The following is an 11,810-nucleotide window of genomic DNA, read 5'->3' as shown; positions in this document are numbered from 1 at the left end:
GAGCACCGCCGCCCCCCCCGCCCCGCCCCCCCCCCCCCCCCCCCCCCCCGGGCCCCCCCCCCCCCCCCCCCCCCCCCCCCCCCCGCCCCCCCCCCCCCCCCCCCCCCCCCCCCCCCCCCCCCGGGCCCCGGGACGCCGGGGCCCGCACTCACGACCAGACAGGGACGGCTGTGCAGCAGCTCCTCAACGGCATCTTCATCGGTTCGATCTACGCGCTGTTCGCCATCGGGTTCACCCTGGTCTTCGGCATCCTCGACCGGCTGAACCTGGCCCATCCCGCGGTGTTCGCGGCCTCGGCCTTCGTCGGCATCGAGCTGGTCGAGCGGGGCGGGCTGTCCCTGTGGGCGGCGCTGCCGATCGTGTTCGTCTTCGGCGCGGTGCTCGGGCTGCTCATCGAGCGCCTGGCCTTTCGCCCGCTCAAGGGCCGGGCCGACGCCCACTTCGCCGGGCTGATCTCCTCCATCGCCCTGGCCGGGATGCTCATCGCCCTGCTGCAGTGGCGGTACGGCCCCGACACCCGCCGGTTCCCGGCCGGGTCGTTCCCCGGGACACGGTTCGAGGTCGCCGGCGCCCAGGTGACCCTGGTGCAGGTGGTCATCCTGGCCGTCTCGCTGGCCCTGATGGTCGGACTGACCTACATGGTCACGAGGAGCCGGCTGGGTCGCGGCATGCGCGCCGTCGCGGAGAACCCGACGGCGGCCCGCGTGCTCGGCGTCAACGTGGACCGGATCACCGCGGTCACGTTCGCGATCTCCTCGGCGCTGGGGGCGGTCGCCGGGGTCCTGTTCGCCATCAACGTCAACACCGCCCAGCTCGGCATGGGCTCGGCCATCGAGCTCAAGGGGCTGGCGGTCATCATCGTCGGCGGCATGGGGTCGCTGCCGGGTGCCCTCATCGGGGGGCTGGTGCTGGGGCTGGCCGAGGTGTTCGCCGTCCAGTACATCGGGTCGTCCTGGCGTGACGTGATCGCCTTCGGCCTGCTGTTCCTGATCCTGCTGCTGCGACCGCAGGGCCTGCTCGGCGCCCGCAGGGTCCGGGAGGTCTGATGCTCGCCCAGTACGCGACCACGCTGACCTTCATCGCCCTCGGGGCGATCTTCGCCTACTCGTTCTACGCCGTCCTCATCGCGGGGCAGCTGAGCCTCGGCCAGGCCGGGTTCGCCTCCGTGGCGGCGTTCTCGGCCGCCACCCTCGCCCCCAGCGGGGACGACGTCGGCGACGTGCCGGCGCTGCTGGTCGCCGTCGTCATCGGCATGGCGGTCGGCGCCCTCGCCGCCGTCGTGCTGGGTCTGCCGACAATGCACCTGCGAGGCGTCTTCCTGGCCATCGCCACGCTCGGGTTCGCCGAGGCGGTGCGCGTCGTGCTGCTCAACTCGGAGTGGACCGGCGGTGCGCAGGGGCTCGGGGTGCCCCGGATCCTCACCGTCGGCATGGCGTGGACCGCCCTCGCCGTCGTCGCCTACTGGTTCTGGCGCATGGGCTCCTCCCGGTACGGGCGGGCGCTGGAGGCCATCCGCGAGGACGAGCTGGCCGCCCGCTCCATGGGGATCGACGTGGGCCGGCACCGGCTCGCCGCGTTCACCACCGCCGGTGCGGTGGCCGGCCTGTACGGCGTCCTGTTCGCCTACTACGTGCGGCTCATCGCGCCCAGCGACTTCGACTTCTCCGCGGCCGTGGAGGGCTTGGTCACCGCCGTGGTGGGTGGCTCCACGATGTTCCTCGGCCCGCTGCTCGGCAGCGGGTTCCAGACGATGGTCCCCGAGATCCAGCGCGCCGTCGGGGTCGAGGCCGGCTGGATCCGCCCCTTCCTGGCCAGCCTCCTGCTGCTGGTGGTGATCCTCTTCCTGCCGGGCGGACTGGCCAGCCTGATCCCGCGGCGCACGCGCATGCCGTCGTCGGTCGGCAGCGAGGCCGCCGGCACGGCGTCGCACCTCACCGTCCGCCGGCACCCGGCCGCGGGGGAGACGGTGGTCACCCTCTCCGGCCTGGGCAAGGAGTACGGCGGGGTGCACGCCGTCCGGGACGTCGACCTGGACATCGGCAGCGGCGAGGTCGTGGGGCTGATCGGCCCCAACGGCGCGGGCAAGACCACCCTGGTCAACATGATCAGCGGGCTGGTGCCGCCGAGCTCGGGCTCGGCCACGGTGCTGGGCGTCCGGGTCGGGCGCACCCCGGTGCACGAGGTGGCCGCGGCCGGGGTGAGCCGGACGTTCCAGCACTCCAAGCTGTTCAACCGGCTCTCGGCGCTGGAGAACGTGCTGGTGGGCGCACACCTGGTCAGCCGCCCCACCTTCCTGCGCCGCCTGCTGTGGCTGCCCTCGGCCCGCCGGGACGAGCGGGCGTCCCTGGAGCACGCGGCCCGCTGCCTGCAGCGGGTGGGCCTCGGCGAGCTGGCCGGCAACCGGGCGTCGTCCCTCTCCTACGGCGACCAGCGCCGGCTGGAGATCGCCCGTGCGCTGGCCTCGGACCCCTCCCTCCTGATCCTCGACGAGCCGGCCGCCGGCATGAACCACGTCGAGGCGGCGGGGCTGTCCGAACTGATCCGCTCCCTGGCCCGCGGCGGGCTGACGATCCTCTTCATCGAGCACAACGTCGGGATGGTCCTGGAGACCTGCACCCGGGTGGTCGTCCTGGACTTCGGTGAGGTCATCGCCAGCGGCTCACCGGAGGAGATCGCCGCGAACCCCGCCGTCATCGAGGCCTACCTCGGCACGGCGGAGGAGGGGCCGGTCACCGGTTCCCTCGCCGAGGGCACCCTCGCCGACCCCACCGGTGGCGACGCCGACGCGACGCCTCGCACCGTCACCAACGTCGACCCGAGCGCGGCCGGCACGCTGGAACCGCCGGACACCACCCCGAGGAACGCGACATGAGCGACCCGATCCTCCGCGTCGAGGACCTGCGCGTCAGCTACGGCCGGGTCGAGGCCGTCCGCGGGGTCTCGTTCCGGGCCGACGAGGGGCAGCTGGTCACGCTGGTCGGGGCCAACGGCGCCGGGAAGTCCTCCGTCATCAACGCCGTCTCCGGGATGCTGCGGCCGGCGGGCGGGCGGATCACGTTCGAGGGGCGCGACGTCACCCGGACCCCGGCCCACCAGCTCGTGCGGCGCGGGCTGGTGCAGGTGCCGGAGGGCCGGCAGATCCTGGCCACGCTCACCATCGAGGAGAACCTGCAGATGGGGGCATGGCACACCGGACGGGCCGCCCAGGGCCCGATCGACGCCATGTACGACCGCTTCCCGGTGCTGGCCAGACGCCGCGATCTGCCCGCCGGCGCACTCTCCGGCGGGGAGCAGCAGATGCTCGCCATCGCCCGCGCCCTGGTGGCCGCGCCGACGGTGATGCTGATGGACGAGCCGTCCATGGGGCTGGCGCCGAAGATCGTCGACGAGGTGTTCCGCGTGATCGAGGAGATCCGGGCGTCCGGCACCACGGTGGTGCTGGTCGAGCAGAACGCCCGCCGGGCGCTGCGCGCCGCCGACCACGGCTACGTGCTGCAGAGCGGGGAGATCGTGCACTCCGGGCCGGCGGACCGGCTGCTGGCCGACGAGCGGATCGTGCAGGCCTACCTGGGGGTGGAGACCCGACCCGACCAGCGCTGAGGCCCTCTCCGTCCCGGGTCCCGCGCCGAGCCTGCGGGGGGTGGGGGGACGGGGTCGCGCCTGGGTTCCTGGCCCCGTCCCGGGTCCCGCGCCGAGCTCGCGAGGGGTGGGGCAGCGGGGTCACGCCTGGGTCCCTGGCCCCGTCCCGGGTCCCGCGCCGAGCCTGCGAGGGGTGGGGAGGACGGGGTCCTTCTAGGGTCTCCCCGTGACGGACTGCCTCTTCTGCCGCATGGTCGCCGGCGAGGTGCCGGCCACGGTCGTGCACGAGACCGACCGGACGCTCGCCTTCCGGGACATCAACCCGCAGGCGCCGACGCACGTGCTCGTGGTCCCCAAGGACCACCACCCGACCGTGGCGGCGCTCGCGGCGGCCGACCCCGACCTGCTGGCCGCCGTCGTCCGCGCTGCGCACGCGGTGGCGGTGCAGGAGGGGCTGGCCACCGAGTACGACGTCGAGCCCGGGTACCGGGTGGTCACCAACACCGGCCCGGCGGCCGGCCAGACGGTGCACCACGTGCACCTGCACGTCCTGGGTGGGCGGCACCTGAACTGGCCGCCCGGCTGACGGCTGCCCCCTCCATGCCGGGACGGCGGCCCGGCGGCCGACCGGCCGGTCACGAGGGGCTGGGATGGCCATTTCCGCCCCTCGGCGACAGGGTGGGGACGTGACCGAGCCCGTGCGCATCGAGCGGGACGGCGACGTCGCCGTCGTCGTCCTGGACCACCCGCCGCTGAACCTCTTCGACGGCCCCGTGTTCGACGCCCTGGAACGGGTGGTCGGCGAACTCGCCGGGCTCACCGACCCGGCGGGCGACGGCCGGGCCCGCGCGGTGCTGGTCGAGGCCCGCGGCAAGGTCGTCTCCGGTGGCGTCGACGTCACGTTCTTCCGCGACATCGCCGAGGGGCCGGACCCGACGGGGCAGGGTGCGCAGCTGTGGCGGCGGCTGCTGCGGGTGGCGCAGGCCGTCGAGGACCTCCCGGTGCCGACGGTCTTCGCGGCGCACGGGCTCACCCTCACCGCGGCCTTCGAGCTGGCCCTGGCCTGCGACGTCCTGCTGGCCGCGGAGCGCGCCTCCTTCGGGCTGGTCGAGATCGTCGTCGGGCTGACCCCGTCGATGGGCGGGCCGCAGCGGCTGGCCGAGCGGGCCGGCCCGGCCCGCGCCAGGGAACTGGTGTTCACCGGCGAGCGCTACCCCGCCGCGGTGCTCGAGCGCTGGAACGTGGTCAACCGCGTGCTGCCCGACGACGGCTTCGCCGAGGCCGCCCGCGAGTACGCCCGGCGGGTCGCCGCGGGGCCCACCGTCGCCCACGCGGCCACCAAGACCCTCGTCGCCACCGCCGTCCGGGAGGGCGCCCGGGCCGCCGACGACCGGGTGCCGGAGATCTCGGGGGAGCTGTTCGCGACCGAGGACCTGCGCGGCGCCGTGCGGTCCTTCCTCGCCGACGGCCCGGGGAGGGCGACCTACTCGGGCCGGTGACCTGCGCCTCGGACGGGGTTCGCGGAGTGCTGCGCGGGTAGACTCGAACGGTCCGCACCCCCCTCCGCAGGAAGGCAGGGTCGAGGGTTCTTGCCCGACTCCTCCCCGAACGTCCCGGTGCCGGGAGCCCCCACGTCGCGTGAGGCCTCGGCGCAGGCCGCAGCGGCGGACGGCCATCTCGGTACGCCCGCCCAGTCCGCCACCGGCCTCGCGGAAGCGGGGCTGGGTGGGGGTCCGTCCGTCGTGCGGACCACCATCACCGTTCCCGACTCCGTCCCCATGGTCGCCCTGCTCGGGTCGGCCGACGAGCTGCTCCGGCTCGTCGAGGACGAGGTCGACACCGACGTCCACGTGCGCGGCAACGAGATCGCCGTGACCGGGCAGCCGGCCGACAACGCCTTCGCCGTCGCCGTGTTCGACGAGCTCATCGCCCTGCTGGGCACCGGCCAGGCGCTGCGGCCGGACTCGGTGCGCCGGGTCATCGGCATGCTCCGCGCCGGGGGCGCCGAGCGGCCGGCCGACGTGCTCAGCCTGGACATCATCAGCCGCCGCGGGCGCACCATCCGGCCCAAGACGCTGAACCAGAAGCGGTACGTGGACGCGATCGACGCGCACACCGTCGTCTTCGGCATCGGCCCGGCCGGTACCGGCAAGACGTACCTGGCCATGGCCAAGGCGGTGCAGGCGCTGCAGACCAAGCAGGTCAACCGGATCATCCTCACCCGCCCCGCGGTGGAGGCCGGCGAGCGGCTGGGCTACCTGCCCGGCACGCTGTCGGAGAAGATCGACCCCTACCTGCGGCCGCTGTACGACGCGCTGCACGACATGGTCGACCCCGAGTCGATCCCGCGGCTGATGCAGTCGGGCACGATCGAGGTCGCCCCGCTGGCCTACATGCGCGGGCGCACCCTCAACGACGCGTTCGTCATCCTCGACGAGGCGCAGAACACCACCGCCGAGCAGATGAAGATGTTCCTCACCCGGCTCGGTTTCGGGTCCAAGATCGTCGTGACCGGCGACGTGACGCAGGTGGACCTCCCCGGCGGCGCGCAGAGCGGGCTGAAGATCGTCCGGGAGATCCTCGACGGCATCGAGGACGTCCACTTCGCCAACCTCACCAGCTCCGACGTCGTCCGCCACCGGCTGGTCGGCGACATCGTCGACGCCTACGAGCGCTGGGACGCCGCCCACCAGCAGAACCGGCCGGCCACGGCCTCGGGTCAGGCGCCGGTGCGCCCCTCACGGCCGCGCCGGCAGGGGAGCTGAGCGCCGTGCCCGTCGAGGTCGCCAACGAGTCCGAGATCGCCGTCGACGAGTCCTCCCTCGCCGCGATCTGCACCTACGTGCTCGCCGAGATGGGGGTCAACCCCATGGCCGAGCTGTCGGTGCTGTGCGTCGACCCGGACTACATGAGCACGCTGCACGAGCGCTGGATGGGGGAGAAGGGCCCGACCGACGTCCTCGCCTTCCCCATGGACGAGCTGGACACCGGCCGCCCCGACGAGCCCGACCCCGGCCCGGCGCTGCTCGGTGACGTGGTGCTCTGCCCGTCGGTCGCGATCCGCCAGGCCCGCGCCGCCGGCCACACGATGGACGACGAGCTGATCCTGCTCGCCACCCACGGCGTGCTCCACATCCTGGGCTACGACCACATGGAGCCCGAGGAGGAGAAGGAGATGTTCGGCCTGCAGACCTCGCTGCTCGAGGGCTGGCGCTCCGCCCCGCGGGCACCGATGACCGGCGAGGCCGTCGAGCGGGGGCCGGGCCCGCGATGACCTCCGGCGAGATCACCCTCCTGGTGATCGCCGTCTGCCTCATCCCGCTCGCCGGCGTCTTCGGCGCCATGGACGCCGCTCTCCAGCGGGTGTCCCGGGCCCGCGTGGAGGAGCTGCGGCGCGACGGGGTCAAGCGGGCCGGGGTGCTCGCCGACGTGGTGGCCGAGCGGGCGCGGCACGTCTCCCTGCTCCTGCTGCTGCGCATCGCCTGCGAGATGGTCGCCGCCGTCCTCGGCACGGTGGTGCTCTACCGGCTGTGGGGCGGCGGCTGGCAGACGGTGCTCACCGCGGCCGGCGCCATGACCGTCGTCAGCTACGTGCTCGTCGGCGTCGGCCCGCGCACGCTGGGGCGCCAGCACGCGTACGGCTTCGCCCTGCGCACCGCCGGCATCGTCCGGCTGCTCGGGCGGCTGCTGGGGCCGGTGGCGACGCTGCTGATCCTCGTCGGCAACATGATCACCCCCGGCCGCGGCTACCGCGACGGGCCGTTCTCCTCCGAGGTGGAGCTGCGCGAGCTGGTCGACATGGCCGAGGAGCGCGGCGTCGTCGAGTCCGGCGAGCGCAACATGATCCACTCGGTCTTCGAGCTGGGCGACACGATCGCCCGCGAGGTCATGGTGCCGCGCACCGACGTCGTCTGGATAGAGCGCACCAAGACCGTCCGGCAGGCGCTCGCGCTGGCCATGCGCAGCGGGTTCAGCCGGCTGCCGGTCATCGGCGAGAACGTCGACGACGTCGTGGGCGTGGTCTACCTCAAGGACCTCATCCGCCGGGCCCAGGGCATCCACGACCCGAAGAACGGCCCGCGCGTCGAGGAGCTGATGCGACCGCCGACGTTCGTGCCCGAGTCCAAGCCGGTCGACGAGCTCCTGCGGGACATGCAGGCCCAGCGGATCCACATCGCGATCGTCGTCGACGAGTACGGCGGCTTCGCGGGGCTGGTGACGATCGAGGACATCCTCGAGGAGATCGTCGGCGAGATCGCCGACGAGCACGACGCCTTCCAGCGCCCGCCGGTGGAGCACCTCGACGACGGCTCGGTGCGGATCACCGCGCGGCTGCCGGTCCGCGACCTCGCCGAGCTGTTCGACGTCGAGCTCCCCGAGGACGACGACGTCGAGACCGTCGGCGGGCTGCTCGCGCGGGAGCTGGGCCTGGTGCCGATCGAGGGTTCGGCGGCGGAGGTCTCCGGGCTGCGGCTGGTCGCCGAGAGCACCGGTGGCCGGCGCAACCGGATCGACACCATCCTCGTCTGCCCGGTGGCCGGGTCCGACGCCGAGGACACCGCGGAGGCGGGGGCCACCCGGACGGACGTGCCCGCGGCCGTGGAAAGCTGACCGGCCGTGCCCGAACTCCAGCCCGAGGACGCCAAGCTCGTCACCCTCGCCCGCTCCGCCCGCGGCCGCACCGGCGCCCCTGAAGGAGCGGCCGTGCGCGACACCGACGGCCGCACCTACGTGGCCGCCACGGTCGCGCTCCCGTCGCTGGAGCTGTCCGCGCTGCAGGCCGCCGTCGCCGCCGCCGTCTCCAGCGGGGTTGAGGGGCTGGAGGCGGCCGCGATCGTGTCGGGCGCCGACGCGGTCGAGGGCGCCGGGCTGGCCGCGGTGCACGACCTCACGCCGTCGGCACCGGTGTTCCTGGCCGGCCCCGACGGCGCGGTCCGCACCACCGCCTGAGGCCGCACGCGGGGTCCCCGGCCGCGGCTGCCCGCCGGCTGCGTCCGACGGCGACGGGTGCAGCCGCACCCGGTGCGACGGGACCGGCAGGGTCACCCGGTCCGGGTCAGCCCAGCGGCACGCCCAGGGCCTCGGCGAACCCCGCCGGGTCGCGCACCCACACGGTGAGCGCCCGCTCGCCGCCGCCGTCGGCCGCCAGGTGCCGGACGGCGACCCGCGTCCGCCCGGGCCACCACCCGCCCCGCGAGCGCGCCTGCGGCCAGCCTTCGGCCGCGGTGCCGCGGCGCACCTCGCGCACCAGGCTGCGCGGCACCACGTGCAGGGACGACGTCCGCCGCAGCCCGGCGACGTCGAAGGAGAGCCCGGCGTCGGAGACGGTCAGCCGGGCGGTGGACAGCACCACGGCGGCCCCGCCGAGGAGCAGCGCGAGCGGCAGCTCGTCGAGCACCGCGGAGCTGCCGCCGGTCCAGGCGAACAGCGCCAGCCAGGCCGCGACGAACAGGACCGCGGTGAGCAGCAGCCAGGGCCGGGGCGGGTCGTACTGCCAGTAGCGCAGCGGCGCCGGGGTCACCGTCGCCGACCGTCGCGGGCCACGGGACGGGAAGAAGCCGTACGCCGCGACCTGGGCGGTGTGCCGTTCCTGCTCCCGCAGCGCCCGCACCACCAGGGGTTCGTCCTGCTCCCGCCGCCTCCGACCAGCCATGCGCCGATCCTCCCTGGTCGCTTCCGGCGGGCACCCGGCGGAGGTGCGCGGGGCTGTCGGGCCCCGGTGGGAGACTGGACGCCGTGACCGCACCGGACCAGCCGTACCGCAGCGGCTTCGCCTGTCTGGTGGGCCGCCCCAACGCCGGCAAGACCACGCTCACCAATGCGCTGGTCGGCGAGAAGGTCGGCATCGTCAGCAACCGTCCCCAGACCACCCGGCACGCCATCCGCGGCGTCGTCCACCGTCCGGGTGGGCAGCTGGTGCTCGTCGACACCCCCGGCCTGCACAAGCCCAAGAGCCTGCTCGGCCGCCGGCTCAACGACGTCGTCCGCGACACGCTGTCCGAGGTCGACGTCGTCGTCTTCTGCGTGCCGGCCGACCAGCCCGTCGGCACCGGCGACCGGTTCATCGCCCGGCAGCTGAAGGAGGTGGAGGCGCCGGTCGTCGTGGTCGTCACCAAGACCGACGCCGCCTCCAAGAAGCAGATCGCCGAGCAGCTCGTGGCCGCCAGCCAGCTCGTGGAGGCCGCCGAGGTCGTGCCGGTGAGCGCGGTGGCCGGTGACCAGGTCGAGCTGCTGGAGGACCTCCTGGTGCGCCTGCTGCCCGAGGGGCCGCCGCTCTACCCGGAGGAGCAGACCACCGACGAGGACGTCGAGCGGCAGATCGCCGAGCTGGTGCGCGAGGCCGCCCTCGAGAAGGTCCGCCAGGAGGTGCCGCACTCCCTCGCCGTCACGGTCGAGGAGATGACCCGCCGTCCCGACCCCAAGCGCGCCGGTGGCGAGCTGGTGGAGGTGCACGCGCTGCTGCACTGCGAGCGCCCCAGCCAGAAACCGATGCTGCTCGGCCGCGGCGGGCAGATCATCAAGGCGATCGGCACCGAGGCGCGCCAGGGGATGGAGATGCTGCTGGGCGCCCGCGTGCACCTGGAGCTGCACGTCACCGTGCTCGGGGAGTGGCAGGACGACCCCAAGAAGCTGAACAGGCTCGGCTACTGATGGCGCACACACCCAAGGCGCTCTACCGGGACGAGGGGATCGTCCTGCGCACCCAGAAGCTGGGCGAGGCCGACCGGATCGTCACCGTGCTGACCCGCCGCCACGGCAAGGTGCGGGCGGTGGCCAAGGGCGTGCGCCGCACCAAGAGCAAGTTCGGCGCCCGGCTGGAGCCGTTCACCCACGTCGACCTGCAGCTCTACACCGGGCGCAACCTGGACATCGTCAGCCAGGCCGAGACGATCCGCTCCTACGGCCAGCCCATCGCCGGCGACTACCCGGCCTACACCGCCGGCACCGCCGTCCTCGAGACCGCCGACCGGCTCACCGCGGAGGAGAAGGAGCCGTCGCTGCGGCTGTTCCTCCTCGTCGTCGGCGCGCTGCGCTCGCTGGCCGAGCGCAGCCACCCCGCCGGGCTGGTGCTCGACGCCTTCCTGCTCCGCGCGATGTCGGTGGCGGGGTGGGAGCCGGCGCTGACCGGCTGCGCCCGCTGCGGCGAGGAGGGCCCGCACCGGCACTTCTCGGTGCCGGCCGGCGGCATGGTCTGCCCGCCGTGCCGCCCGGCCGGCTCGGCGATGCCCAACCCGGTCACCATCGAACTGCTCGAGGCGCTGCTCACCGGCGACTGGGACGCCGCCGAGGCCAGCCAGGGGGGCACCCGGCGCGAGGGCAGCGGCCTGGTCGCCGCCCTGCTGCAGTGGCACCTGGAGCGCGGCCTGCGCTCGCTGCCGCTGGTGGACCGCAGCGACCCGTCGGCACCGCGCCGGGAGATGGACCTGCTGCGTGAGGCGTGAGGTCAAGGCCCCCGACCCGCACCCGTCGGGCGCGCGGCCACCCCGGATCCCGGCCGGCAAGGTGCCCGGCCACGTGGCGATCGTCATGGACGGCAACGGGCGCTGGGCCAAGCAGCGCGGCCTGCCCCGCACCGCCGGGCACGAGGCGGGGGAGTCCTCGCTGTTCGACTGCGTCGAGGGCGCCATCGAGCTCGGCATCACCGCCATCAGCGCCTACGCGTTCTCCACGGAGAACTGGCGGCGCAGCCCGGAGGAGGTGCGCTTCCTCATGGGCTTCAACCGCGACGTCATCCGCCGGCGCCGCGACGAGATGCACGAGCTCGGCGTACGGGTGCGCTGGGCCGGGCGCCGTCCCCGCCTGTGGCGCTCCGTCATCAAGGAGCTCGAGATCGCCGAGGAGCTCACCAAGGACAACGACGTCCTGACCCTCACCATGTGCGTCAACTACGGGGGGCGCGCCGAGATCGCCGACGCCGCCGCGGCGATCGCCCGCGAGGTCGCCGCCGGTCGCCTCGACCCCGACAAGGTCGACGAGCGGACTGTCGCCCGGTTCCTCGACGAGCCCGACATGCCCGACGTCGACCTGTTCGTCCGCAGCTCGGGGGAGAACCGCACCAGCAACTTCCTGCTGTGGCAGTCGGCCTATGCCGAGTTCGTCTTCCTCGACACCCTGTGGCCAGACTTCGATCGGCGGCACCTGTGGGCGGCGTGCGAGGAGTACGCGTCGCGGCAGCGCCGCTTCGGCACCGCCTGAGGCGGGGCGACCGTCGCAGGTCCTCGACGGGGGCC

At 74.2% G+C, this 11,810-nt stretch carries 13 protein-coding genes; 12 read left to right on the top strand and 1 reads right to left on the bottom strand.

Annotated elements, in window-relative coordinates; genetic code table 11:
- Positions 1-170 precede the first annotated feature (170 nt).
- The 9 genes from ACI78V_RS18380 (at position 171) to ACI78V_RS18340 (ending at position 8,529) form a co-directional block, all read left to right on the top strand.
- Complete coding sequence (locus tag ACI78V_RS18380; protein ID WP_456853334.1) at positions 171-1,046, top strand: branched-chain amino acid ABC transporter permease; 876 nt, start codon at positions 171-173, stop codon at positions 1,044-1,046.
- Positions 1,046-2,872 (top strand): branched-chain amino acid ABC transporter ATP-binding protein/permease, encoded by a 1,827-nt coding sequence (locus tag ACI78V_RS18375; RefSeq protein WP_456853332.1) that lies wholly within the window; start codon positions 1,046-1,048, stop codon positions 2,870-2,872. The genes ACI78V_RS18380 and ACI78V_RS18375 overlap by 1 nt, the downstream gene beginning before the upstream one ends.
- Positions 2,869-3,600, top strand: a complete 732-nt coding sequence (locus ACI78V_RS18370; RefSeq protein ID WP_456853330.1) for an ABC transporter ATP-binding protein — start codon at positions 2,869-2,871, stop codon at positions 3,598-3,600. The genes ACI78V_RS18375 and ACI78V_RS18370 overlap by 4 nt, the downstream gene beginning before the upstream one ends.
- 205 nt (positions 3,601-3,805) lie before the next feature.
- Positions 3,806-4,165, top strand: a complete 360-nt coding sequence (locus ACI78V_RS18365) for an HIT domain-containing protein (protein ID WP_456853328.1) — start codon at positions 3,806-3,808, stop codon at positions 4,163-4,165.
- A gap of 100 nt (positions 4,166-4,265) precedes the next feature.
- Complete coding sequence (locus ACI78V_RS18360; RefSeq protein ID WP_456853327.1) at positions 4,266-5,078, top strand: enoyl-CoA hydratase/isomerase family protein; 813 nt, start codon at positions 4,266-4,268, stop codon at positions 5,076-5,078.
- Between the two features lie 243 nt (positions 5,079-5,321).
- Positions 5,322-6,344 (top strand): PhoH family protein, encoded by a 1,023-nt coding sequence (locus ACI78V_RS18355; protein ID WP_456853325.1) that lies wholly within the window; start codon positions 5,322-5,324, stop codon positions 6,342-6,344.
- A 5-nt stretch (positions 6,345-6,349) separates the two neighbouring features.
- Positions 6,350-6,853: an rRNA maturation RNase YbeY gene (gene ybeY, locus ACI78V_RS18350; RefSeq protein WP_456853323.1), complete on the top strand. Its 504-nt coding sequence runs from the start codon at positions 6,350-6,352 to the stop codon at positions 6,851-6,853.
- Positions 6,850-8,190: a hemolysin family protein gene (locus tag ACI78V_RS18345; protein WP_456853321.1), complete on the top strand. Its 1,341-nt coding sequence runs from the start codon at positions 6,850-6,852 to the stop codon at positions 8,188-8,190. The genes ybeY and ACI78V_RS18345 overlap by 4 nt, the downstream gene beginning before the upstream one ends.
- Before the next feature lie 6 nt (positions 8,191-8,196).
- Positions 8,197-8,529 (top strand): cytidine deaminase, encoded by a 333-nt coding sequence (locus ACI78V_RS18340; protein WP_456853320.1) that lies wholly within the window; start codon positions 8,197-8,199, stop codon positions 8,527-8,529.
- Between the two features lie 106 nt (positions 8,530-8,635).
- On the opposite strand, the gene ACI78V_RS18335 is transcribed toward ACI78V_RS18340, so the two are convergent.
- Positions 8,636-9,232 carry a hypothetical protein gene (locus tag ACI78V_RS18335; protein WP_456853318.1) on the bottom strand — a complete coding sequence of 199 codons (597 nt, stop codon included), beginning with the start codon at positions 9,230-9,232 and terminating at the stop codon, positions 8,636-8,638.
- 83 nt (positions 9,233-9,315) lie between these two features.
- Here ACI78V_RS18335 and era point away from each other — a divergent pair, with 83 nt between their 5' ends.
- Genes era through ACI78V_RS18320 form a run of 3 tightly spaced genes read left to right on the top strand, consistent with a single transcriptional unit; the run spans position 9,316 to position 11,775 of the window.
- Positions 9,316-10,230, top strand: a complete 915-nt coding sequence (gene era, locus ACI78V_RS18330) for a GTPase Era (protein WP_456853316.1) — start codon at positions 9,316-9,318, stop codon at positions 10,228-10,230.
- Positions 10,230-11,021: a DNA repair protein RecO gene (recO, locus tag ACI78V_RS18325; RefSeq protein ID WP_456853315.1), complete on the top strand. Its 792-nt coding sequence runs from the start codon at positions 10,230-10,232 to the stop codon at positions 11,019-11,021. Before era ends, recO begins: the two co-directional genes overlap by 1 nt.
- Positions 11,011-11,775 carry an isoprenyl transferase gene (locus tag ACI78V_RS18320; protein ID WP_456853313.1) on the top strand — a complete coding sequence of 255 codons (765 nt, stop codon included), beginning with the start codon at positions 11,011-11,013 and terminating at the stop codon, positions 11,773-11,775. Before recO ends, ACI78V_RS18320 begins: the two co-directional genes overlap by 11 nt.
- Positions 11,776-11,810: the final 35 nt, after the last annotated feature.

It is taken from the genome of Geodermatophilus sp. SYSU D00742, assembly GCF_054049935.1.
Note: the sequence above shows the minus strand (reverse complement) of the source record. Positions and strands in the feature narration are given on the sequence as shown.